Here is a 23,524-nt window from a genome sequence, read left to right on the forward strand (position 1 = left end):
GGCACTCCCCTCGCGCATGCACCGGGCGCGCGGATCGGAGGAGGTTCGGGTTCCCCAGATCAACCCACGTCGGCTGTCGAGACGACCTTGACCTCGCCTCGACGCATACGGGCCGCACGAAGTGCAGCACCTCTCACCGTATACGACACTTCAAGTCATATTCAAGGACATACATCGGCGAGTCGTCCTCGGATACGAGGAGATCTCGACGTCCGCAGGGGACGACAAAGGGGCCGGACCCGAAGGTCCGACCCCTGTGCCAGGAAGCAGATGCTTACTTGATGATGCTGGTCACCGTACCGGCGCCGACCGTACGACCACCCTCACGGATGGCGAAGCCGAGGCCCTCCTCCATGGCGATCGGCTGGATCAGCTCGACCGTCATGTCGGTGGTGTCGCCGGGCATGACCATCTCGGTGCCCTCGGGCAGCGAGATGACGCCGGTGACGTCCGTGGTGCGGAAGTAGAACTGCGGGCGGTAGTTCGTGTAGAACGGGTTGTGACGGCCACCCTCGTCCTTCGACAGGATGTACGCGGTGCCCGCGAAGTCGGTGTGCGGCGTGACCGAACCCGGCTTCACGATGACCTGGCCGCGCTCGACGTCCTCACGCTTCGTGCCACGGAGCAGGAGACCGCAGTTCTCGCCGGCCCATGCCTCGTCGAGCTGCTTGTGGAACATCTCGATACCGGTGACGGTCGTCTTCTGCGTCGGGCGCAGACCCACGATCTCGACCTCGGAGTTGATGGCCAGGGTGCCACGCTCGGCGCGACCCGTGACGACGGTGCCACGACCGGTGATCGTGAAGACGTCCTCGACGGGCATCAGGAACGGCTTGTCGCGGTCACGCTCGGGGTCCGGGACGTTGTCGTCGACGGCCTGCATGAGGTCGAGGATCGCCTGGGTCCACTTCTCGTCGCCCTCGAGGGCCTTGAGAGCGGAGACGCGGACGACAGGAGCGTCCTCCGCGAAGCCCTGGGCGGCGAGCAGCTCGGAGACCTCGAGCTCGACGAGCTCCAGGATCTCCTCGTCGTCGACCATGTCGGCCTTGTTCAGCGCGACGAGCAGGTACGGCACGCCGACCTGCTTGGCGAGCAGCACGTGCTCACGCGTCTGAGCCATGGGGCCGTCGGTGGCGGCGACCACGAGGATCGCGCCGTCCATCTGCGCCGCACCCGTGATCATGTTCTTGACGTAGTCGGCGTGGCCGGGGGCGTCAACGTGTGCGTAGTGGCGCTTCGGGGTCTCGTACTCGATGTGCGAGATGTTGATGGTGATACCACGCTGGCGCTCTTCCGGCGCCGAGTCGATGGAAGCGAAGTCGCGCTGCACGTTGGTGTCGGACGGGTACTTGTCAGCAAGCACCTTCGAGATCGCTGCGGAGAGCGTGGTCTTGCCGTGGTCGACGTGACCGATCGTTCCGATGTTGACGTGCGGCTTGGTCCGCTCGAACTTGGCCTTAGCCACTGGGTCCTCCTCAGGACGTCGTTGTAGAGGTGCCGGGCACTGGATTGCGACCGGTTCTCTACGGGTTAGGTTCTCAGTTTAGTAGAGAGGGAATGTGAAGTTGTAGGCGACCTGGGAGCCGAGCCGGAACCCGGCTCCCAGGAAGTGTTACTCGCCCTTGGCCTTCTGGACGATCTCGTCGGCCACGGCGCGGGGAACCTCAGCGTAGCTGTGGAACTCCATCGAGTAGACGGCGCGACCCGAGGTCTTCGAGCGCAGGTCGCCGATGTAGCCGAACATCTCGGACAGCGGCACCTGGGCGCGGACGACCTTGACGCCGGCGGCATCCTCCATCGACTGGATCTGACCGCGACGCGAGTTCAGGTCGCCGATGACGTCGCCCATGTACTCCTCGGGCGTACGGACCTCGACGGCCATGAGCGGCTCGAGCAGAACGGGGTTGGCACGGCGAGCGGCCTCCTTGAAGCCCATGGAGCCCGCGATCTTGAACGCCATCTCCGAGGAGTCGACGTCGTGCGCCGCACCGTCGACGATGGTCGCCTTGACGCCCACCATCGGGTAGCCGGCGAGCACGCCGACGTTCATGGCGTCCTGGAAACCGGCGTCGATCGAGCCGATGTACTCACGCGGGATGCGACCACCGGTGACCGAGTTCACGAACTCGTAGGTCTTGTCGCCGTCGAGCTCGAGCGGCTCGATGTTGAACTGGATCTTGGCGAACTGGCCCGATCCACCGGTCTGCTTCTTGTGCGTGTAGTCGTGCTTCTCGACGGCCTTGCGGATCGTCTCGCGGTACGCCACCTGCGGCTTGCCGACGTTCGCCTCGACGCGGAACTCGCGCTTCATGCGGTCCACGAGGATGTCGAGGTGCAGCTCGCCCATGCCCTTGATGGTCGTCTGACCGGTCTCGGGGTTGAGCTCCGTGCGGAACGTCGGGTCCTCTTCGGCGAGCTTCTGGATCGCGGTGCCCAGCTTCTCCTGGTCGGCCTTGGTCTTCGGCTCGATCGCGACCTCGATGACGGGCTCGGGGAACGTCATCGACTCGAGGACGACGGGCGCGTCGATCGCGGCGAGGGTGTCACCGGTGGTGGTGTCCTTCAGGCCGATCACGGCGTAGATGTTGCCCGCGGTGAGCGAGTCGACCGGGTTCTCCTTGTTGGCGTGCATCTGGAAGATCTTCCCGATGCGCTCCTTCTTGCCCTTGGTCGAGTTGATCACGGCCGAGCCCGAGTCGAGGTGACCCGAGTAGACGCGGACGTAGGTCAGACGACCGAAGAACGGGTGCACGGCGACCTTGAAGGCCAGGGCCGCGAACGGGTCCTTGGCGTCGGGGTGACGCTCGATGACCTTCTCCTCGTCCTTCGGGTCGTGCGCCTCGATGGCGCCGACGTCGAGGGGGTTCGGGAGGTAGTCGACGACCGCGTCGAGCATCGGCTGCACGCCGCGGTTCTTGAACGCGGAGCCGCAGAGGACCGGGTAGATCTCCGAGGCGACGACCATCTTGCGGATGGCGCCCTTGATCTCGGCGACCGTGAGCTCCTCGCCGCCGAAGAACTTCTCGAGCAGCGCGTCGTCGGTCTCGGCGACGGTCTCGAGGAGCTGCTGACGGTACTCGTCGGCCTTCTCCTTGAGGTCGGCCGGGATCTCCTGGATCTCGTACGACGCACCCATGGTCACGTCACCCTTGGCATCGCCGGGCCAGACCAGCGCACGCATCTCGATGAGGTCGACGACGCCGACGAAGTCGTTCTCGGCGCCGATCGGGAGCTGCAGCACCAGCGGCTTGGCGCCGAGGCGGTTGACGATCGTGTCGACCGTGAAGTAGAAGTCCGCGCCGAGCTTGTCCATCTTGTTGACGAAGCAGATGCGGGGGACGTTGTACTTGTCGGCCTGACGCCACACGGTCTCGGACTGGGGCTCGACGCCCTCCTTGCCGTCGAACACGGCGACCGCGCCGTCGAGGACGCGGAGCGAGCGCTCCACCTCGACCGTGAAGTCCACGTGACCGGGGGTGTCGATGATGTTGATCTGGTTGTTGTTCCAGAAGCAGGTCACGGCGGCAGACGTGATCGTGATGCCGCGCTCCTTCTCCTGCTCCATCCAGTCGGTGGTCGAAGCGCCGTCGTGCGTCTCGCCCAGCTTGTGGTTGACGCCCGTGTAGAACAGGATGCGCTCGGTCGTGGTGGTCTTGCCAGCATCGATGTGAGCCATGATGCCGATGTTCCGAACCTTGCTCAGGTCGGTGAGCACGTCTTGTGCCACAGGAGTGTCCTTATCTTTCGTGCAGTCGTACTGCGAAGAGGGGGGTGCCCACTCCCGGCGAGTGGCCGGGAGCGGGCGAAGCTGTCACCAGCGGTAGTGAGCGAACGCGCGGTTCGACTCGGCCATCTTGTGCGTGTCCTCGCGGCGCTTGACCGCGGCGCCGAGGCCGTTCGACGCGTCGAGGATCTCGTTCTGCAGACGCTCGGTCATCGTCTTCTCACGACGGCCCTTGGCGTAGCTGACGAGCCAGCGCAGCGCGAGCGTGTTCGCGCGGTGCGGCTTGACCTCGACCGGAACCTGGTAGGTCGAGCCACCGACGCGGCGGCTCTTGACCTCGAGGGTGGGGCGCACGTTGTCGAGCGCCTTCTTGAGGGTGGCGACGGCGTCCTGGCCGTTCTTCGCCTCGACGCCGCGGAGGGCGTTGTAGACGATCGACTCGGCGAGCGACTTCTTGCCGTCGACCAGGATCTTGTTGACCAGCTGGCTGACGATCGGAGCGCCGTAGACCGGGTCGTTGACGACGGGACGCTTCGGGGCGGGACCCTTACGAGGCATTGGACTCAGCCCTTCTTCGCGCCGTAGCGGCTGCGAGCCTGCTTACGGTTCTTGACGGCCTGGGTGTCCAGGGCGCCACGGACGATCTTGTAGCGGACACCGGGGAGGTCCTTGACACGGCCACCGCGCACGAGCACCAGCGAGTGCTCCTGCAGGTTGTGGCCCTCACCGGGGATGTACGCGGTGACCTCGGTGCCGTTGCGGAGCTTCACACGGGCGACCTTGCGCATCGCCGAGTTCGGCTTCTTCGGGGTGGTCGTGTAGACGCGGGTGCAGACCCCGGCCTGCTGCGGGTTCGACTTGAGCGCCGGCGCCTTGGTCTTCGAGACCTTGGGCGAGCGACCCTTGCGAACCAACTGCTGAATGGTTGGCACGTTCTCTCCTCATAGTGCTGCACGGTGACAGCGTGATGGGTTTCACATCATGACCCACCGGCACGCCGGAACCGACGAGCTTTTGTGGTGGTGGGTATGCCGTGGGGGCGGACCGGCCATGGAGCCGACGCCCAGCGCGCACGTCGAGACGTGCACACACCTGGTCAAGTGTAATGCCGCGTAACGTGCCGGTCAAATGAGTGCCGGGCGCGACGTCGCTAGGGCAGATCGGGATCGAACGGGGAGTCGAGCGACTGGGTCAGCTCGGCCAGCATGGCCTCGATCTGCGGCTCGACGTGCTGCGAGATCGCGGCCTGGATACGGATGCGGTGGCGGAGCAGCATGCCGCAGATCTCGCGCCCCACCAGATTGGCGTACTCGTCGGCGAGCGCGACCTCCTGTCTCAGCGCCGTCTTCGCCTCGTCGCTGAGCGGGGGCAGGGGCGGCAGGTCCGCGGCCTCGTCGTCGGCGAGACCGGCGATCGTGAACAGGAAGGGCGCTCCGGGCACGGGTTCGGGGTCCAGCGGCATCCCGTCGAACTCGGGGTCGAGGTCGTCGCCCGGGCGGTAGCTGCGCGCGCGGTTGCGCGCGGCCTGCTGGTCGAGCTCCTGCTGCAGCATCGGCAGGTTGCGCGACGTGTACTCCGAGACCGCATGGTCGACGATCGTCTTCATGCGCGTCGAGAGGCCGTGCTGCACGCCGTGCGGCGCGTTCGCGCCGATTCCCGCGGCCGACAGGATCGGAGAGCCGAGGCAGCGCCGGCAGGGCGCGACCCTCCCCCGGTGGGTGGCCGGCTCCCAGCGCGGCACCCAGCGCAGCCAGGCCTCGACGGCCTGGTCGACCTGCGTCTCCAGCGAGCGCTCCACAGTATGAGCGTACGGCGCGCGCGGCGTCGCCGCCGCGATTTCCTCCCGGACGGCGGGGCGTCACTCCTCGTCGTCGCGCTCCCAGGGCCATCGAGGATGCTCCGCGCGGGTGCGTCTCAGTGCGATCCCGCTCCATCCGGCCACCGCTGCGGCGCCGAGCAGCACGAGGCTCGCTCCCCCGCTGACGAGTCCGCCGACCACCGCGGTCGCGATCACGAGGTCTCCCCGCCCCACCAGCACTGCGATCCATACCCCCGCGAGATGAGCGAGCGCCGTCGCGAGCGCGATCACGGGCGCCGACAGGAACGACGGAGGCCGTCGGCGCAGCGCCGCCCCCAGCGTGAGCGCGAAGGCGAGGAGCGCCGCGAGCATCCCCCACACCCCCGGCCCCTGACCGAGACCGGGCACGGCGATGATGTCGACGTCGGTCGCGATGCTCAGCGCACCGAGGCCGAACACCGCGAGCGCGAAGAACCCGATGACCGCGAGCACCAGCGCCAGGACGGCCGAAACCCCCGCGGGCTCGGGCCTGCGGGGGTTCGGCGAGGAGGTGTCCGTGATTACCTCGAGAGCGTCGGGCCCGCCTCGAGCGTGCGCTCGTACTCGCGCTGCGCCTCGGCGTTGAGCTCGGTCTTGCGGGCGCCGCTGCGGGCGACCCAGGCGCCGAACCAGATGGTGAGCTCGCGGGCGAACACGAAGGCGGCGATCGCGAGCGGGGCGAACAGCTGCTCGCCGACCAGCTCGTTTCCCTCGCGCGCGGTGAGGAGCCAGAACGGGGCCTCGAACAGCTGGCCCAGCAGGTGCCCGCCGTAGGCGATCAGCCCGACCAGGATGCCGAACACGACCCACAGACCCCAGCGTCCACGGTTGATGAACGCCCCGAGAAGCCAGAATCCGAGGAAGAACACCACGACGGGGACCCAGTAGCCCCAGGTCGTCAGCGGAGCGAGCGCGGCCTGTCCGATGTTCTCTCCGGTCACGTCGCCCGTGAAGGCGCCGAGTCCCAGGGTGGCGCCGAGGTACAGGACGGCGAACACGAGTGTCGCGAGGAGCCCGATGGCTCCCGCCGTGCCCCGGTTGCCGCGCTCACGCGGCGGCTCGGGCGCCTGCACGAAGATCGGCTGCTGGGCGAACGCCGGGGCGACCACGGGCTCGGCGACGACCGTCTCGGCGACGATCGGCTCGGACGGGACCACGCGGGTCTCGGTGTCGTCGGGCGCCGTGTAGGCGGCGTCCGCCATCGACGAGGAGTCGTGCGCGACGGGCGTCGTGAACGCGGCCGTGGCGTCCGCGTCCGCGGCCGGAGGAGCCGGCGCGAACGCCGGGTCGTTCAGCGCGGGCGTGGAGAACGTTCCGGGGTGGTCGCGCTCGGCGGCCTCGAACGCGGCGAGGTCGGGGTCGATCGCGGGCTCGGTGCGGGGCGCGGGCACGTCGTCCGTCGGGACGAAGGCTGCGTCCGCGGCGTCGCCCGACGCGGGCACGTCGGCACGCGCGGCCTCGGCGGCGTCGAGTCCAGCGTTGGCGCTGTCGACGACGTCGTCGACGTCCTTCGGCCGCTCGGGCTGGGGAACCTCGGGGTCACTCATGGGTGCGCCTCTCCTTGGAAGTGTGCTCTGCGAGGGTATCGCCGCGCGGGGACGCTCGACCGGAGGCGTGCCGACGTGTCGTCGACCTCGCGGGCGTGTCGCGGCACCACCGCGGCGGTCGCGCTCAGGGCAGCGTGGATCGCAGCGCGTCGCCGACGAAGGACGCCAGGACGGGGACGATCGGGAAGGACAGCCACACGAGTGCCACGACGATCCCGGTGCAGAGGATGCCCGCGATCCAGCTCATCGTGATGCTGCGTCCCGCCACTCGTGCCATGCCTCCACGGTACGGCCGCACTGTCGCCCGGACGCGGCGCAACGCCGGACCGGATCAGCCCTTCGTCGCGCCGGCCGTCAGCCCGCCGACGATGTACCGCTGCAGGAGGAGGAAGAGGATCATGACGGGGATCGCGGCCATGACCGCTCCCGCGGAGAAGGCCGACCAGTCCGCGTAGCGCGGGTTGGCGACGAGCTTCGTGAGACCGACGACGAGCGTCTGCTGGTCGACGTCCACGAGGATCACGCTCGCGATCACGTACTCGTTGACCGTGCCGATGAACGACAGCAGCCCGACCACGGCGAGGATCGGCGCGACGAGCCGCAGGATGATCGTGAAGAAGATCCGCGCATGGCCCGCGCCGTCGATGCGTGCGGCCTCGTCGAGCTCCTTCGGGATCGTGTTGAAGAAGCCGTACATGAGGTACGTGTTGACGCCGAGGGCCCCGCCCAGGTACACGAGGATGAGGCCCGTGTGGGTGTTCAGCCCGATCGCGGGGAACCAGTCCCCCAGGGTCGACATGAGCAGGAAGATCGCGACGACCGCGAGCAGCTGCGGGAACATCTGCACGACGACGATCGTGACGAGCCCCACCCGGCGGCCGGCGAAGCGCATGCGCGAGAAGGCATATGCCGCGCAGGCGCCGATGAAGACCGTCACGGCGCCCGTCACCACCGCGATGAGCAGCGTGTTCAGGAACCACGTCCCATAGGGGTTCTGCGGGTCGCTGAGGATGCGGACGTAGCTGTCGATCCCGATCGCGGAGAACAGCTGGTTCGATCCGGTCAGAGTGCCGTTGGGGTTCAGCGACGCCGACACGACGTACAGCAGGGGGAAGAGCGCGAAGGCGCTGACGACGATCGCGACGACGTGACGCCAGCCGGTGTCGGCGAACCAGGCGCCGAAGGATCGGCGGCGAGGGGCGAAGGTGCGGGCTGCGGCGGTGCCGGTGGTGCTCATGTCAGTTCAGCTCCTCGAGGGCCTTGGTCTTGCGGAAGCTGATGATCGAGATCGTCGCGACCACGAGGAAGATCAGGATGGTGAACGCGGACGCGAGTCCGTAGTCGCGGGTCTGCCCGGTGAACGCCACCTTGTAGACCATCGAGATCAGGATGTCGGTGTGCCCGACGGGGATGCTCACGTCGTCGAAGCGCGGACCGCCGTTCGTGAGCATGTAGATCAGGTTGAAGTTGTTGAAGTTGAACGCGAACGAGGAGATCAGCAGCGGGGCGACCGTCACGAGCAGCAGCGGCAGCTTGATGCGGCGGAAGATCTGCCACGGATTCGCGCCGTCCATCACGGCCGCCTCGTTCACGTCCTCCGGGATGCCCTGCAGGGCGCCCATGCAGACGAGGAACATGTAGGGGAAGCCGAGCCAGAGGTTCACCAGGAGCACCGACACCTTGGCGAGCGTCGGATCGGTGAGCCACGGGATGTCCGCGCCCCCGAAGACCACCTGGTTGAGGAATCCGAAGCTCTCGTTCATCATGCCCGCCCAGACGAGGGCCGACAGGAACGCGGGGAACGCGTACGGGAGGATCAGGATGATCCGGTACCCGTTGCGGAACCGCATCCGGGTGTTGTTGAAGACGAGGGCGAGCAGCAGTCCGAGGAAGAACGTGGTCGCGACCGACAGCAGCGCGAACACGAACGTCCACACGGTGACCGAGATGAGGGGGCCGCGGATGGATTCGTCCGTGACGGCGCGCACGAAGTTGTCGACGCCGACCGTGGTCTGCCACCCCGGGAGCAGCTCGGCGCCGTCCTCATCCGTGAACGCACCGGTGCCGATGTCGGAGTACACGGTGCCGGTCTCGGTGTCGGTGATCGTGTCGGCGGCCTGGTCGTACTCCAGCGTCGAGACGTACAGGTAGCCCTTCTGCCCATCGGGAGCCCGAAGCGCGCCGTCGTTCGGGTCGTCGCTGAACGGCACCGAGAGCTTCTCGAGCTCGGCCGAGAGCGTGAACACCGTGGCGAGCGGGAGCGTGGTCCATCCGTCGACCGCCACCGCCTGCCCGCCCTCGAACTCGGCGTCGACCTCCTGCAGCGGCTGCTCGGCCGTGCCGAGGAGCGCATCACCGGAGTCGGGGTCGGTCACCAGCAGCCCGTACGTGCCGAACTGCTCGACCACCGTGACGGGATAGGTGGGAGAGTCCTCGACCCGCTCCTGCGCCGACGCGAGGAGCGAGGAGACGGCCTGCTCCTTGCTGCCGTTGTGGCCGGTGCCGTAGTTGGTGAAGCCGATGTACCCGGTGTACGCGAGCGTGAACACCTGGAACACGACGAGGAAGATGATCCCCGGTGTGAGGTACTTCGCCGGCACGCGCCGCCGCGAGAAGTAGATGTGGTTGACGAGGATCGTGACGACGACCACGAGGCCGAGCACGAGCCACTCGTGCTTCCCGGCGAGGACGAACACCGCGTACAGCGCGATCGCGTCGACGACCGCGAGGAGCAGGATCTTCAGCAGCATCCAGCCGATCGGAGCGGATGCGGCCTCGGCGATGCGCGCGGCCTGGCGCTGGCGCTTGGTGGGAGGAGCCGTGGGCTCGGCGGTGTCAGTCATCTCGTCCCCGTCGTGGTTCTGCCGGGGCGGACGAGGTCCGCCCCGGCAGGGGTGGTGCTGGGTGGGTTACTTGATCGCGGCCGTGACGTCGTCGACGAGCTTCTGCCACGTCGTCGTGGGGTCGGCGCCGTTGATGATCGCGGCCTCGGCGACGCCCCAGAACTGCCAGACCGCTCCCATGGCGGGGATGGCGGGCATCGGGACGGCCTCGGCGCCGACGGCCTGGAAGCCGGCGATGATCGGGTCGGCTGCCGCGGTGTCGGCCGCCGCCGTCAGAGCGGGCAGGAGGTTGCCGGCTTCGAACAGCTCGAGCTGCACGTCCTCGGTGCCGATGAAGTTCACGAGGAAGTCGTTCGCGGCGACCTTGTTCTTCGACTCGGAACTCACGAAGAAGCCCTTGACCCCGGCGAACGGCGACGCGGTCTCGCCGGTGGGGCTCGGGATCGGGTCGATCGCGACGTTGATGCCGGCGTCGATCGCCGGGCCGACGTTCCACGGTCCGGTGAGCCAGAAGGCGGCGGTGCCGTCGAGGAACTGCTGCTTGGCGATCTCGCCGTCGATGTCGGTGTTCAGCGTCCCTGCCGCGCCCTGCGCCGAGAGCCAGTCCGCGAACGCGTAGCCGCCGTCGCCACCGAGCTGGAGGTCGGTCGCGTCGTAGCCGCCCGAGTCGTCGGTGCCGAACACCGGCGCCCCGGACGCCGTCTGGAACGGGTACAGGTGGTACGGGTTGCCCTCGGCACCCTGCTCGACGACGAAGGCGCCCTTCGAGATCATGTCGTCGAAGCTCGTCGGTGCGGTCGGCACGAGGTCCGCGTTCCGGAGCACGGCGATGTTCTCGACCGCGTACGGGAGCATGTAGACAGTGCCGTCGTAGGTGGCGGCCTGGAGCGCGACCGGCAGGTAGTCGGATGCCGAGTCGCCCAGCTCGAGCGGCGCGACGACGCCGTTGGTCGACAGCTCGCCGAGCCAGTCGTGCGCGCCCATGACCACGTCGGGCCCCTTGCCGGTCGGGACCTGCTGGATGAAGTCGTCCTTCATGTCGTCGACGGACTTGCCCACGAGCTTGACCGTGACGCCGGTCTTCTCCTGGTACGCGTCAGCCGCACCCTGCAGGGCGTCGACGCGCTCGGCGTCGACCCAGACGGTCAGCGTGCCGCCCTCGGACTCCGCGGAATCCCCGCTCGTCGCGGGAGAGCAGCCGGCAAGGGAAAGGGTCGAAACGAGGGCGATGGCGCCGGCGGCGACGATGCCCCTCTTGGTCACCTTCATTGGTGTGTGCCTCTCTGGGAACTGATCGCCTGCAGAACTGCAAGCGCTTACAGTATGCATCGATCGGAGACTGATGCGAAACGGAAGCGGCGGTTGATATCAACCTGTGACCGGTGTCCGTGACCGGCGCAGGAGTGGAAACGTTTTCAGAATCACGGCGCATCAGCGGGATCCCGGTGCGGTCGATACACTTTCGTCATGGCTGACAGTTCCTTTGACATCGTCTCGAAAGTGGATCACCAGGAGGCCGAGAACGCCCTGAACCAGGCGCGCAAGGAGATCGAGCAGCGCTACGACTTCAAGGGCACCGGCGCCTCCATCGCCTGGAGCGGCGAGCAGGTCCTCATCACCGCGAACACCGAGGAGCGCGCGAACGCCGTGCTCGACGTGTTCCAGTCCAAGCTCATCAAGCGCGGCATCTCGCTCAAGAGCCTCGAGTCGGGGGAGCCGTTCGCGAGCGGCAAGGAGTTCCGCATCGCCTCGTCGCTCAAGGACGGCATCTCCTCGGAGAACGCGAAGAAGATCAACAAGATCATCCGCGACGAGGGTCCCAAGGGCGTGAAGAGCCAGATCCAGGGCGACGAGCTCCGCGTGCAGTCCAAGAGCCGCGACGACCTCCAGTCCGTTATCGCGCTGCTCAAGGGCTCCGACCTCGACATCGACCTGCAGTTCATCAACTACCGCTGACGCGCGACGGTCGAGAACGACGGGGGCGGATGCTGCGGCATCCGCCCCCGTCGTCGTCGGCACCCACGACCCTCATCGCTCGATCGGGCGTGCGATCACATTTCGGCGCGAGTCCGTGTGAACGCCCCTCGTGTACACCTGTGGATTATTGGCAGAGTGATCGACTTCGTGATGTAGTGGCGTTCCGGGCATTTCGGGGTGCTCCGGTCTGGGAACGCGTCTGGGGGCAGTTCATGAACAACAACCGTTCGACGACGGGTGTGCGCGAGAGCAAACAGCTGCTCGCGGAAGAGGTCTTCCGGCACATCGGCGGGCAGATCGTCACCGGCGAGCTCGAGCCGGGTCATCGCATCCGTGACGTGGATGTCGCGGAGGAGCTGCACGTATCGCGCACGCCGGTGCGGGAGGCTCTGCAGCGGCTCGAGCGGCTCGGACTCGTCGTGATGTATCCGAGCCGCTACACGGAGGTCACCTCGGTGACTCCCGAGGTGGTCGAGCAGACACTCGAGTTCGCCGGCTACCAGGCCGGCATGGCCGCACGCATGGGTGTCGCTCGCATGACCCTGCACGAGCGCGAGAGCGCCGCCCTCCTCGTCGAGGAGCTGTACGAGAGTCCCCACGACGACCTGCGGACGTTCGACATCCGCTGGACCGTCTTCACTTTCCTCAGCGATCACAGCCGGAACGTGCAGCACCAGATCCTGCTGCGCGACGCCAGCATGGCGCTCGCCCGCAACCTCCGTCAGTGGTCGATCCCCGCGAGCGGCCGCGAGACGATGCAGCGCATCTACCGCGGATTCCACGACGCGATCCTGCGCGGCGACGCCGACGACGCCGAGCGACTCGCTCGCGCGATGTACGGCGTCTGAGCGCTCCGCCGGGGTCATCAGCCGAGCGCCGACCAGCCTCGCACCCAGCGGTCGAGCCTCGCATACGCGTCCTCGCGGGCATCGTGCCGTGAGAGGAAGACGTCGTGCAGAGCGCCGTCGATGCGCTCGACCGTCACCGACGGTCCGAGTCGAAGCGCCGCGCGGGCGATGTCGTCGACCACGAGCACAGAGTCCGCCCGCGTGAGGTCGTCGGACCATCGGGTCGGAGTCGCCGACCGGGCCGACAGCAGCACGCACACCGGGGCGGCGATCGAGAGGCCCGCCGCCACCGCCGCATGCCCCGTGAGGATCGCATGGAACCAGCCGGCGTGGACCGCCATGGTCTGCGCGGGGCGCCACGCGAGGTTCACCTCCACGGGGTCGTCAGGGTCGGCGACCTCCTGCTGCGCCCGAGTGTAGAAGCCCAGGTCGACCTGCGGCGCCACCTCCCGGGGCGCCCAGCGCGCCTGCAGCTCCGCCACCGGGGCGATGAGGGGACGGGCCGAGGCCACCTGGAACTCGAGCCACGGGCTGTTGAGGATCACCGCGGATGCGGTGCCGGGGTGTCGCGACGCCCACAGGCTCAGTGTGAGACCGCCCGTCGAATGACCGAGCAGTATGAGGCGCCGGCCGGAACCCGTGCCCTCGGCACCGCGGCCCATCGCATCGAGCGCGGCCGCGATGTCCTCGTCGTAGGTGGTGAGATCCGTCACGAATCCCGGAGTCTGACCGTCACGGAGGCTCCGTCCGTACTTCCGCAGATCCAGCGCGAAGAACCGGGCGCCGCGCCCCGTCCAGAACCGCGCGAGACGCTTCTGGAAGAAGTAGTCCGACCACCCGTGCACGTACAGGACGTCGACGTCCTCCAGCATCCGCGTCCGCCCCCGCCAGCGCTCCCACCACCCGCGCTCGGAGGGCAGCGCCCGCACGACCGTGGCGACCACGTCCCCCTCGTCGTCGGGCTCGAGCGTGAGCGTCAGCTGCTCGAACTCGTCTCCGAGGACGTCGGGGATCCAGTCAGCCATGCGGCCAGGCTAGCTCACGCCGGTCATCACTCCGGAGCCGTGACGCCCGTGGTCAGACTGCGCACGACGGTCGCGGCGTACGCGGCCGGGTCGGCGGCACCCGAGCCGTTGTCGAAGGTCATCAGGCGGATCCAGTCGAGGCCGATCCGCAGGTCGAGGTAGCGCTGACCGTGCTGCCCCTCGCTCGCGAGTGCGGCATCCGCTCCCTCGATGTCGACGGCCGTGCCGACCTGCTTCTCGAAGGCCCAGGCTCCGGCAGGGAGGGACGTGACCATCAGATAGCTCCGAGCCGTCCCCATGTCCCCCTCGGTCGACATGAAGAAGCAGATGCGTGAGCCGTTCACGACCTCGTAGATCTCGGCCGGGATGCCCCACCCCTCGAACTTCGTGGACAGGGTGACGTCCTCGCCCGCGACGTCGCGCACGCCCTCCTCCGTGATGAAGTGCTCGCACGGCATGCCGACGATGTCGCTGTCGACGTACGCGACCTCGCGGATGCTGGCCGCCGCGGAGGCCGCCAGTCGACGCAGGGCCTCCCTCACGCGCTCGGTGTCGCCTGCGCCGATCACGGAGTCGCGGATCGAGGCGGAGACGAAGACACCGCCGTCGGGGAACTCGAACATGCAGGTGCCGGCGTCGCACCAGCCCACTTCGCCCCAGTACCCGCCGCGCTCCGTGGCGCCCGCCACGATCGACTCGGCACCGGGAGCGATCGACACCTCCCAGTTGCGAGTCGTGTCGCCGGCCGAACACGCGATGCCGGCGGCGCGCTGGAACATGTACTGCGCGGGTCCCGGGAGCCATCCCGGCCCCGACACGATGCTCAACGCCGGGTTCACCGGGGTGCTCGGCTCGCCCACCAGTCCCGCCATCTCCGCGGCGACGTCGTCGCAGGTCACGGCGAACGCGGCGTCCGGTTCGACGATCGGCTCGGGGGTCGGGGTGGGGGTCGGCGTGGCCGACGGCGACCGGGTCGGCGTCGGGCTCGGCGTGGGCTCCGGGGCGCAGGCGGTCAGCAGGAGGAGGGCGGCCGTGCCGAGCACGAGCAGAGGACGCAGTCGCATGCGTTCAGCCTATTGACGCACCTGCTCCGACACGCGGCGGACGGGCAACGATCCGATGACGGTCACTCGCCGCGGGAGACGCGCACCATCTCCTCGCGCGGAACGACCTTGACCCGGGCGCGCTCCTGCGGGGCGCCGAGTCCGATCTCGTGCTCGTCGAGCCGGTGCCACCCGTCGAGATCGGTCCAGCGCACGCCGCGTTCCTGGAGCAGGGCGACCACGGCCTCCTCGGAGGGATCCTCCGGGTGCCACCACGACCCCTGGTCGTTGATGATGTGCCGCACGGTCTCCATGGCGTCGGACTTGGTGTGCCCGATGAGTCCGACGGGTCCGCGCTTGATCCAGCCGGTCGCATAGATGCCGGGCACCTGCTGGTTGGAGTCCTTCGCGAGCACCTGGCCCTCGCGGTTCGGGATCACACCGTGCTTCTTGTCGAACGGCACGTCGGGCAGCGGCGAGCCGAAGTAGCCGATCGCGCGGTAGAGCGCCTGCAGCGGCACCTCGCGCATCTCCCCCGTGCCGACGGCGCCGCCCTGCCCGTCGGGCTGCGTGCGCTCGTACACGAGAGCGGCGACCCGTCCGGCGTCGTCGGTGCGGACCTCGACCGGACGCGCCCAGAAGTGCAGGTGCAGGCGACGCGAAGCCGTGCCGCCCGCGTTGTTGACGGAATCGCGCTTGCGCCACGACTGCAGGATGCGATCGATCACCATGACCTGCTTGTTGCTGGCCACGGCGTCCTTCGACGCGTCGTCGTAGTCGAAGTCCTCGTCGTACACGACCATGTCGACGTCGCGCAGCTCGCCGAGCTCGCGCAGCTCGAGCGGCGTGAACTTCACCTGGGCGGGGCCTCGACGACCGAACACGTGCACGTCGGTGATCTCGCTGGCCTTCAGACCGTCGTAGACGTTCTCCGGCACCTCGGTCACGAGGAGGTCCTCGGCGTGCTTCGCCAGCATCCGGGCGACGTCGAGCGCGACGTTGCCGTTGCCGAGCACGCCGACCGATGCCGCGTCGAGCGGCCACTCGCGCGGCACGTCCGGGTGCCCGTCGAACCAGCTGACGTAGTCCGCCGCCCCGTAGGAGGCCACCGCGTCGATGCCCGGGATGTCGAGGGAGGTGTCGCGGATCGCGCCGGTCGCGAAGATCACGGCGTTGTAGTGCTTCTTGAGGTCGTCGAGCGTGATGTCCTCACCGAAGCGGACGTTGCCGAAGAGGCGGATGTCGCCGCGGTCGAGCACGTCGCGCAGCGCGGTGATGATGCCCTTGATGCGCGGGTGGTCGGGGGCCACGCCGTAGCGGACGAGGCCGTACGGCGCCGGAAGCTGCTCGAACAGATCGATCGAGACGTCGAACTTGCGCTCGGCCTTCAGCAGGATGTCGGCGGCGTAGATGCCGGCGGGGCCCGCGCCGACGATGGCCAGTCTGAGCTTGGTCATAAGAGGGTCCTTTCGTGTGCCGTCACGCCCGGATCCGCGCGGCCGTGGGCCGCGTCCGGATCAGCTGGAGCGTTCGACGAGGGTCTCGGCGAAGCGCGTGAGCGCCTCGCGCACGGTGCCGCGCGGGAGCGGGGCGAGCGCGTCGATCGCATCCTGTGTCCAGGTGTGCGCGAGCGCCAGTGTCTTCTGCGTGCCGGTGTGGTCACGCAGCTCGGCGAGCGGACCGTCGAGGATCATGGGGTCGGCGCCGTCGGCGATGCGGGCGACGCCCTCGTCGATGCGCGCGGCGAGGTCGATCGAACCGTCGTCGGTCTCGGCCTTGAGGAGGAGGTAGGGCATGGTCGGCACGCCCGCACGGAGATCGGTGCCGGGCACCTTGCCGGTGTCCTCGGGGTTCGACGACAGGTCGATGACGTCGTCGAGGAGCTGGAACGCGACGCCGATCTTCTCGCCGTACACGCGCAGCGGCTCCTCGTACTCGCTCGGCGCGTTCGAGAAGATCACGCCGCCCTGCGTCGCGGCGGCGATCAGCGATCCGGTCTTGTCGGCCAGCACCTGGATGTAGAACTCGATCGGGTCGTCGTCGGGCTGAGCGCCGATGGTCTCGTGCATCTGACCGAGCACGAGACGCTCGAACGTGTCGGCCTGCAGGCGGATCGCCCGCTCGCCCAGGCGCGACATGAGCTGGCTCGCGCGGGAGAAGAGGATGTCGCCCGTGAGGATCGCGATGTTGTTGCCCCACACGGTCTGCGCGGCCGGGACGCCGCGACGGCGATCGGCGCCGTCCATCACGTCGTCGTGGTACAGCGAGCCCAGGTGAGTGATCTCGAGCGCCTTGGCGACGTCGATGACCTGCTCCGTGTTGCCGTCGCCGAGCTGGGCGGCGAGGAGGGTGAGCACGGGGCGGATGCGCTTGCCGCCGGCCTCGTACAGGTAGCGGCTCGCGGCGTCGGCGAGCGGGTCGGCGACCCTCACGTCCTCGGCGAGACCCGTCTCGACGCGCTCCAGCCCGTCTTCGATGGCCTGGGCGATGCGGCGACCGGCCGTGCCGATGAAGACGCGGTCGCTGAAACCGAGACGGCTCGCCAGTCGCGAACCCGGGGCAACGCGGCTCGAAGTCACGGGATCAGCCTACCGTCGTCCGTGGGGCGGGTTCGCGCGCGATGCTCACGCGGTCGTGCCGGTGCGAGGCTTGCGTGCGCGGTGCAGCGCCACGATGCCGAAGGAGAGGTTGCGGTAGGCGACGTCGGTCCACCCGGCGTCACGGATCCACGCCGCGAGCGTCTTCTGGTCGGGCCAGTCCCTGATCGACTCGTTCAGGTAGTCGTAGGCCTCGCCGTTCGTGCCGGCCACGCGGGCGACCCGCGGCAGCACCTGGGAGTTGTAGAAGCGGTAGGCGGAGCGGAACAGGGGCGCCGGCGGCGTCGAGAACTCGTTGATCACGAGGCGACCGCCGGGCTTCGTCACACGGAGCAGCTCCCGCAGCGCCTTCTTCGGGTCGTTGACGTTGCGCAGCGCGTACGACATCGTGACGGCGTCGAACTCGTCGTCTGCGAACGGCAGGTCGGTCGCATCCGACTGCACGAAGGACAGGTTGCGGATGCTGCCGTGACGACGACGGCCCTCGGCGAGCATCCCCGGCGAGAAGTCGGCGGCGACGACCTCGGCCCCGCTGCGGGCGAGGGAGGCCGACGACGAGGCCGTGCCCGCGCCGAGGTCGAGGATGCGCTCCCCCGGCTTCGGCGCGACGGCGCGGGTCGTGGCCGCACGCCAGAGCGCGTCGTTGCCGACCGTCATCGCCGTATTCGTGCGGTCGTAGCCCGCGGCGACCTGATCGAACATGCCGCTGACGCGGTCGGGGTCCTTGCCGAGGTCGGCGCGGTTCACATCGTTCGGGGTCACACGTCCAGTCTAGGCGGGCGACCTGGGCGGCAGCCCGAGGGCCTCGAGCCGGTCGAGCCACACGTCCGCCGTGGCGTCGTCGAAGGGGGCCACCTGGGCACGCACGCGATCCTCGAGGTCGAGCGCCAGCTCTTCCAGCGCCGTCATGACCTCGGGCGGGTATCCGAACAGCGCGCTGTGCTCGGCCCACTCGTCGCGGTCGTCGACCCAGGTGCCGCGCTCGCCCACGACGCGCACGACGTCGAGGTCCATGTCGATCCCCGTGGCCAGGAGCGGATCGTCCGACCACCCGATCTCCCAGCCGAGGTCGATGTACACGCGCATCCCCCGCGGGTGAGCACGGTTGACGGTGAGGGCGAAGTCGGTCCGCCGAGGGATCAGGGTGACGTTCGGGGTCTCGGCGACGAAAGACGCCCCCGGCCGGGCGCTGAGCCATCCGGTGGGCTGCCCGAGCCAATCGCCCCAGTCATCGGCGCCGAGGTACACGCAGTCGTGGCGCCAGTGCGGCGATCCGTCCCATTTGCGCCACTGGAAAGTCATCTGGGCACCGGGTGCGGGTCGTGCGTCGGTCATGCCCTCAGGGTATGCCGAGAACGACGAGAGGGCCCCGAGGCGGAACTAGGCTGGAGGCGTGAGCAGCAGGCTGGTCGTGCGGACCCGTGAGATCGATCCGATCGAGGACCCCCTGGCCTACGCCGACCCCGACCGGCCGCTGGCGTGGCTGCGTCGCGGCGACGGGATCGTGGCCGTCGGCGCCGATGTCGTCTCGACGGTCCGCGTGCCCGCGGGCACGGGGACGATGCGCTCCGCGGCGATCGCCGAGGCCTGGCGTGCCCTGACCGACGGCGCCGACATCGACGATCCGCTGCGTCTTCCCGGCACCGGGCTCGTCGCCTTCGGCGCGCTCGCGTTCGACGAGGACTCCGCCGCGGACAGCGTGCTGATCGTGCCCTCGCGCGTGATCGGCCGCCATCGCGGTCGCACCTGGCTCACGAGCATCGGCACGACCGACGCGGATGCCGAGACCCGGCCGTACGGGCCGCACTGGGCGGGAACCGTCGGCCCGGGAGCGCAGAGCCCGCAGGGCTACCAGGACTCCGTGCGCGCGGCGCTGGGGCGGATCGACACGGGCGAGCTGAGCAAGGTCGTTCTCGCGCGCGATCTCACCGGCAGCATCCCCGCCGGATCCGACCTGCGCCGTCTCGTCCGGGCGCTGTCCACCGGCTACCCCGACACCTGGGCGTTCGCCGTCGACGGTCTGATCGGCGCGAGCCCCGAGACGCTCGTCACCGTGCAGGACCGCACCGTCACGGCCCGCGTGCTGGCCGGCACGATCGGGCGCGGCGCGGATGCGGACGCCGACGTCGCGGCATCCGCCCACCTCGCCTCCAGCACGAAGGACCTCGACGAGCACCAGTACGCGGTGCAGAGCGTGCTCGCGTCGCTGCGTCCGCACACGCGCGCCCTCGCCGCGAGCGAGCAGCCGTTCCTGCTCAAGCTGCCGAACCTCTTCCACCTCGCGACCGACGTCGAGGGCGAGCTCGCCGAGGGCGGTTCGTCGCTCGACCTGGTCGGGGCGCTGCACCCCACCGCGGCCGTCGCCGGCACGCCGACACCCGCCGCGATCGCCGCGATCCGCGAGCTCGAGCCCTTCGACCGCGGGCGCTACGCCGGCCCGGTCGGATGGGTGGACGCCGCGGGCAACGGCGAATGGGCCATCGCCCTGCGCTGCGCGCAGTTCTCGTCGGCCGCGGACGGCATCGCCGTCACCGCGTACGCCGGCGCGGGGATCGTCGCGGGGTCGGACCCGGAGTCCGAGCTGCTCGAGACGCGGGTCAAGTTCCGGCCGCTCGTGGACGCACTGGCCTGAGGCGTTTCGCGGGCGCCGAGGCGCGTCTCGTCAGCTCGCGGCGAGGCGCTTCTTCTCGGCCTCGACGTCGAAATCAGCGGCCGGCCACTGCGGATCGACGCGCTGCAGGGCGTCGAGCAGCAGCTCCTGCACCGCGAGGCGGGCGTACCACTTGCGGTCGGCCGGGACCACGTGCCACGGCGCCGCGGCGGTCGAGGTGTGCTCGAAGACGGTCTGGTACGCGGCCATGTACTCGTCCCACAGCATCCGCTCGTCGACGTCGCCGGGGTTGTACTTCCAGTACTTGTCGGGCCGCTCGAGACGCTCCATCAGGCGGGACTTCTGCTCCTCGGGCGAGATGTGCAGCATGACCTTGACGATGCGCGTCCCGGCCGCCACTGCGGCGTCCTCGAACGCCGTGATCGCCCCGTAGCGCCGTTCGATCTCGTCGGCCGGCGCGAGGGAGCGCACCCGCCCGATCAGCACGTCTTCGTAGTGCGAGCGGTCGAACACCCCGATGAACCCCGCCTCCGGCAGACGCTTCTCGACCCGCCACAGGAAGTCGTGCGCGCGCTCCTCGGCGGTCGGCGCCTTGAACGCCGTCAGCATCACGCCCTGCGGGTCGACGCCGCCGACCACATGGCGCACGATCCCGCCCTTGCCCGCCGAATCCATGGCCTGCAGGATCAGCAGCACGGAGTCCTCCGCGACTCCGACGCGACTCTCGGCGAAGAGGCGCTCCTGCAGGATGTTCAGCTCGTCGAGACCGGCGGCGAGATCGCGCTCTCCCTCGGCCTTGTGCCCGTGGTATCCGGGCGTGCTCGAGGGGTCGACGTCGGCGAGGCGGAAGCCCTCGCCGACCTGCAGGATGCGGGACCAGGAGTGCGCGTTCATGCGCCCATCCTGCCACCGCCGACGCACCGCACGGGAGCGTCGGTCAGCGTGCGAGGGGGACCTCGATGAGCTGGCGTCCGCCGGCGGGTGCCGTGAGCGCCTGGTCGAGCGCTGCGCGGGTCGTGACGCGCTGGTACTCCCAGCCGTAGGCCGTCGCGAGCTGCTCGAGGCGTACCGCGTGCGGGGTGTAGAACGCCCGGTCCAGATCGGCGCGGTCGGCCGTGGAGGCCACCTCCAGCGCATCGAAGATCGTGCCCCCGCCGTCGTTGCCGACGATGACCTGCAGACGCGGCTCGTCCTCGTCGGGCGGCAGGAGGAGCGATCCGACGTCATGCAGCAGCGTGAGGTCGCCGAGCAGCACGCGTGTGATGCCGGGGGCGCCGCCCGCCTGGCTCGCCAGGGCGATGCCGGTGGCGGTCGCGACGGTGCCGTCGATCCCGGCGAGACCGCGGTTGGCGTGCACGGGCACCTTCTTGCCGGGGAGCACCGCATCGGCGACGCGCACGAGGCGCGAGGACCCGAGCACCAGACGGTCGTGCGGCCAGGTCGCCCGCCACACCGCGTCGACCAGCAGCTCGCGGTCGAGCGGACGGCGGACCGCGGCGAGCTCCGCGGCCACGGCGTCGCGTCGCACGGCGGGGTCGGCCGACACGAGACCGTCCTGGTCGGGCGCGGCCTCGCTGAGGTCGACGACATGCACGGCGGATGCCGTGAGCCAGGCCCCCAGCCACTCCCGATCGGCCGGACCGTCGACCACCCGTACGCCGCTCACCGAGGTCGTCCGGCCGTTGAGATCGAGAGCCTCGCCGCCGCGGCGCACCGCGATCACCTCGACACCGGATCGCGCGAGGAGGCGTGCGACCTGACGGCTCAGGGTCGGGTGACCGAGCACCACGGCGCGTTCGACGCGGCCGCCGAGCTCCGGGTCGTCGAGCAGCGCGCGGTAGCCGTGCACGAGACGGCGGCCGAACCGGGCTCCGCTCACGATCTCGGCGAGGAGCGGCCACGAACCGGCGTGCGCGATGTCCTCGGCGTCCGGCCCGGCATCCGCCCCGGCGATCACGACGGTGCGGAGCCCCGGAACGATCTCGAACGGGGTCTCCGCGGTCGGACGAGGCGCCTCACCCGGCACGAGGTCGACGACGGGGTGCGCTCCGGACAGCGGCTCGCGGGACGGGAGGTTCAGGTGCACGGGACCGGCGACGCCGGGAAGTCCGTGCGCGGCCTCTCCGCCCATCGCTGCGGCGACCGCGCGCGCGCCGAGTCCGGACCAGTCGCCGTCGGCGGGTCCGTCTCCGGGGACCGGCGCGTCGATCTGCTCGCGCGCGAACGCCGCGAACAGACCCGGCTGGACAGTCGCCTGGTTCGCCCCGACGCCGCGCAGCTCGGGCGGACGGTCGGCGGTGAGCAGCAGCAGCGGCACACCCGCGTGGAACGCCTCCATCGCGGCGGGGAGCAGGTTCGCGGCGGCGGTTCCCGAGGTGCAGATCACCGCCGCGGGGACGCCGGTCTCGCGCGACAGGCCCAGAGCCGTGAAGCCCGCGACGCGCTCGTCGATCCGGACATGCACGCGCAGCGCCCCCTGATCGGCGGCGTGCACCGCGGCGAGCGCGAGGGCCTGCGAGCGCGAACCCGGCGAGAGGACGACCTCGCGCACCCCGTGGGCGACGAGTTCCGCGAGGAGGGATGCCGCGGCATCCATCGCCGGAGATGACGTCACGGACGCGGGTCCGGGGCGGAGCCGTCGTCGGTCTCGTCCTCGAGCTTGGCGAGCTCCTCTTCGAGACGGCGGATGCGCGCGTCCTGCTCGCTCTTGCTGATGCTGCGCAGGAACTCGGGGTCGTCGTCCGGTGCGAGAACGCGGATCGCCCCCTTCTCGTTCGCGCGGCGGCGGCCGATCGTGAACCACAGGATGCCGCCGATGACGGGGATCAGGATGACGATGAGGATCCAGACGGCCTTGCGCACGCCCCGGTGACGCGTCGACGGCTGCACGGCGCAGTCGACGATGCTGAACACCCAGAACACGGCGGCCAGGAAGCCGCCTACGATCAACAGTCTCGCCACCCCTCCAGTGTAGGTGCGCGTATCGACCGCGGCTCCGCTCGGAGCCCCGGAGGCGGCACCGAGGCCGGATTGTTAGACTGCGCGCACCATGCGCACCCCGACATTCCGGCCGTCGTCGCGCGGGACCGAGCGGATGCTGATCGTCAGGGTCGCCCTCGCTCTCGGCCTCGCGCTGCTGCTGCTGATCGGCGCCTGGTCGACCTCGCACCGCACCGCCGACGCGCACGCGGGCCTCTGCCTCGCCCCGGGGGCCTCCGCCTCCGCCGAGCACGGTCACGGATCCGCAGGGGTCTCGGCATCGGTCGCCGACGCCGCGCCGGTGGACGTCGGCACGGTCGTGATCGCGGCGCTGTGCTGCTTCCTCCTCGTGCTGGTGCTCCGACGACTCCCCGTCGGAGGGGCGCTGCTGCGCCCTGCCGACGCCCGGCGCGCGGCCGCTCCGCCCCGCGCGGGTCCGCACCGCGCGGTCCCCGCCCTCACGCTCGTCCAGCTCTCCCTCTCCCGCACCTGA

At 69.5% G+C, this 23,524-nt stretch carries 24 protein-coding genes; 4 read left to right on the forward strand and 20 right to left on the reverse strand.

The features are described from left to right. Positions 1 to 274: 274 nt before the first annotated feature. The 11 genes from tuf to ACIPY8_RS13025 form a co-directional block, all read right to left on the reverse strand. Entirely contained in the window at positions 275 to 1,465 is a 1,191-nt protein-coding gene (gene tuf / locus ACIPY8_RS12975) for an elongation factor Tu (protein ID WP_050722492.1), read from the reverse strand. A 147-nt stretch (positions 1,466 to 1,612) separates the two neighbouring features. Beyond that, positions 1,613 to 3,727 (reverse strand): elongation factor G, encoded by a 2,115-nt coding sequence (gene fusA, locus ACIPY8_RS12980; protein WP_050722491.1) that lies wholly within the window; start codon positions 3,725 to 3,727, stop codon positions 1,613 to 1,615. 84 nt (positions 3,728 to 3,811) lie between these two features. Next, positions 3,812 to 4,282, reverse strand: a complete 471-nt coding sequence (gene rpsG, locus ACIPY8_RS12985) for a 30S ribosomal protein S7 (RefSeq protein WP_050722490.1) — start codon at positions 4,280 to 4,282, stop codon at positions 3,812 to 3,814. A 5-nt stretch (positions 4,283 to 4,287) separates the two neighbouring features. Further along, the gene (gene rpsL / locus ACIPY8_RS12990; RefSeq protein ID WP_013584051.1) at positions 4,288 to 4,656 is read right to left on the reverse strand and encodes a 30S ribosomal protein S12; all 369 of its coding nucleotides are present in this window, start codon (positions 4,654 to 4,656) and stop codon (positions 4,288 to 4,290) included. Between the two features lie 218 nt (positions 4,657 to 4,874). Further along, positions 4,875 to 5,522 carry a spermidine/putrescine ABC transporter substrate-binding protein gene (locus tag ACIPY8_RS12995; RefSeq protein WP_400818784.1) on the reverse strand — a complete coding sequence of 216 codons (648 nt, stop codon included), beginning with the start codon at positions 5,520 to 5,522 and terminating at the stop codon, positions 4,875 to 4,877. A gap of 60 nt (positions 5,523 to 5,582) precedes the next feature. Continuing rightward, positions 5,583 to 6,014 carry a hypothetical protein gene (locus ACIPY8_RS13000; protein WP_400818786.1) on the reverse strand — a complete coding sequence of 144 codons (432 nt, stop codon included), beginning with the start codon at positions 6,012 to 6,014 and terminating at the stop codon, positions 5,583 to 5,585. A gap of 68 nt (positions 6,015 to 6,082) precedes the next feature. Next, the gene (locus tag ACIPY8_RS13005) at positions 6,083 to 7,108 is read right to left on the reverse strand and encodes an ABC transporter (protein WP_400818787.1); all 1,026 of its coding nucleotides are present in this window, start codon (positions 7,106 to 7,108) and stop codon (positions 6,083 to 6,085) included. Positions 7,109 to 7,232: 124 nt separating this feature from the next. Then, complete coding sequence (locus ACIPY8_RS13010; RefSeq protein ID WP_400818789.1) at positions 7,233 to 7,385, reverse strand: hypothetical protein; 153 nt, start codon at positions 7,383 to 7,385, stop codon at positions 7,233 to 7,235. 54 nt (positions 7,386 to 7,439) lie between these two features. Further along, positions 7,440 to 8,345: a sugar ABC transporter permease gene (locus ACIPY8_RS13015; RefSeq protein WP_400818792.1), complete on the reverse strand. Its 906-nt coding sequence runs from the start codon at positions 8,343 to 8,345 to the stop codon at positions 7,440 to 7,442. A 1-nt stretch (position 8,346) separates the two neighbouring features. Further along, on the reverse strand, positions 8,347 to 9,951 hold the full coding sequence (locus tag ACIPY8_RS13020; protein ID WP_400818794.1) for an ABC transporter permease subunit: 1,605 nt from the start codon (positions 9,949 to 9,951) through the stop codon (positions 8,347 to 8,349). A 66-nt stretch (positions 9,952 to 10,017) separates the two neighbouring features. Next, complete coding sequence (locus ACIPY8_RS13025) at positions 10,018 to 11,220, reverse strand: extracellular solute-binding protein (RefSeq protein WP_400818796.1); 1,203 nt, start codon at positions 11,218 to 11,220, stop codon at positions 10,018 to 10,020. A gap of 198 nt (positions 11,221 to 11,418) precedes the next feature. Here ACIPY8_RS13025 and ACIPY8_RS13030 point away from each other — a divergent pair, with 198 nt between their 5' ends. After that, positions 11,419 to 11,907 (forward strand): YajQ family cyclic di-GMP-binding protein, encoded by a 489-nt coding sequence (locus ACIPY8_RS13030; protein WP_400818797.1) that lies wholly within the window; start codon positions 11,419 to 11,421, stop codon positions 11,905 to 11,907. Between the two features lie 233 nt (positions 11,908 to 12,140). Next, positions 12,141 to 12,776: a GntR family transcriptional regulator gene (locus tag ACIPY8_RS13035; RefSeq protein ID WP_400818799.1), complete on the forward strand. Its 636-nt coding sequence runs from the start codon at positions 12,141 to 12,143 to the stop codon at positions 12,774 to 12,776. A gap of 17 nt (positions 12,777 to 12,793) precedes the next feature. Here the strand turns inward: ACIPY8_RS13035 and ACIPY8_RS13040 are convergent, their stop codons facing one another. The 6 genes from ACIPY8_RS13040 to ACIPY8_RS13065 all read right to left on the reverse strand — a co-directional run bounded on the left by ACIPY8_RS13040 (position 12,794) and on the right by ACIPY8_RS13065 (position 18,776). Then, positions 12,794 to 13,801, reverse strand: a complete 1,008-nt coding sequence (locus ACIPY8_RS13040) for an alpha/beta hydrolase (protein ID WP_400818801.1) — start codon at positions 13,799 to 13,801, stop codon at positions 12,794 to 12,796. A gap of 26 nt (positions 13,802 to 13,827) precedes the next feature. Further along, the gene (locus tag ACIPY8_RS13045) at positions 13,828 to 14,865 is read right to left on the reverse strand and encodes a hypothetical protein (protein ID WP_400818804.1); all 1,038 of its coding nucleotides are present in this window, start codon (positions 14,863 to 14,865) and stop codon (positions 13,828 to 13,830) included. A 62-nt stretch (positions 14,866 to 14,927) separates the two neighbouring features. Then, positions 14,928 to 16,301: an FAD-dependent oxidoreductase gene (locus tag ACIPY8_RS13050; RefSeq protein ID WP_400818806.1), complete on the reverse strand. Its 1,374-nt coding sequence runs from the start codon at positions 16,299 to 16,301 to the stop codon at positions 14,928 to 14,930. Positions 16,302 to 16,361: 60 nt separating this feature from the next. After that, positions 16,362 to 17,423 (reverse strand): polyprenyl synthetase family protein, encoded by a 1,062-nt coding sequence (locus ACIPY8_RS13055; protein WP_400818808.1) that lies wholly within the window; start codon positions 17,421 to 17,423, stop codon positions 16,362 to 16,364. A gap of 45 nt (positions 17,424 to 17,468) precedes the next feature. After that, positions 17,469 to 18,203, reverse strand: coding sequence for a class I SAM-dependent methyltransferase (locus ACIPY8_RS13060; RefSeq protein ID WP_400818811.1), 735 nt, complete (start codon positions 18,201 to 18,203; stop codon positions 17,469 to 17,471). Between the two features lie 9 nt (positions 18,204 to 18,212). Further along, a complete protein-coding gene (locus ACIPY8_RS13065) occupies positions 18,213 to 18,776 on the reverse strand; it encodes a hypothetical protein (RefSeq protein ID WP_400818813.1) in 564 nt (187 codons plus the stop codon). A 58-nt stretch (positions 18,777 to 18,834) separates the two neighbouring features. Here ACIPY8_RS13065 and ACIPY8_RS13070 point away from each other — a divergent pair, with 58 nt between their 5' ends. Then, positions 18,835 to 20,073 carry an isochorismate synthase MenF gene (locus tag ACIPY8_RS13070; protein ID WP_400818815.1) on the forward strand — a complete coding sequence of 413 codons (1,239 nt, stop codon included), beginning with the start codon at positions 18,835 to 18,837 and terminating at the stop codon, positions 20,071 to 20,073. A 30-nt stretch (positions 20,074 to 20,103) separates the two neighbouring features. Here ACIPY8_RS13070 and ACIPY8_RS13075 read toward each other — a convergent pair whose 3' ends face one another. The 3 genes from ACIPY8_RS13075 to ACIPY8_RS13085 are packed head-to-tail and all read right to left on the reverse strand — an operon-like array spanning position 20,104 to position 23,013. Beyond that, positions 20,104 to 20,946 (reverse strand): polyphosphate kinase 2 family protein, encoded by an 843-nt coding sequence (locus ACIPY8_RS13075; protein WP_400818818.1) that lies wholly within the window; start codon positions 20,944 to 20,946, stop codon positions 20,104 to 20,106. A 43-nt stretch (positions 20,947 to 20,989) separates the two neighbouring features. Then, positions 20,990 to 22,666, reverse strand: coding sequence for a 2-succinyl-5-enolpyruvyl-6-hydroxy-3-cyclohexene-1-carboxylic-acid synthase (menD, locus tag ACIPY8_RS13080; RefSeq protein WP_400818821.1), 1,677 nt, complete (start codon positions 22,664 to 22,666; stop codon positions 20,990 to 20,992). Continuing rightward, positions 22,663 to 23,013, reverse strand: coding sequence for a PLDc N-terminal domain-containing protein (locus ACIPY8_RS13085; RefSeq protein ID WP_400818824.1), 351 nt, complete (start codon positions 23,011 to 23,013; stop codon positions 22,663 to 22,665). Before ACIPY8_RS13085 ends, menD begins: the two co-directional genes overlap by 4 nt. Positions 23,014 to 23,101: 88 nt before the next feature. Here ACIPY8_RS13085 and ACIPY8_RS13090 point away from each other — a divergent pair, with 88 nt between their 5' ends. Further along, a complete protein-coding gene (locus ACIPY8_RS13090; RefSeq protein WP_400818827.1) occupies positions 23,102 to 23,524 on the forward strand; it encodes a hypothetical protein in 423 nt (140 codons plus the stop codon).

The organism is Microbacterium sp. NPDC089696, from assembly GCF_044749125.1.
GTDB lineage: Bacteria > Actinomycetota > Actinomycetes > Actinomycetales > Microbacteriaceae > Microbacterium.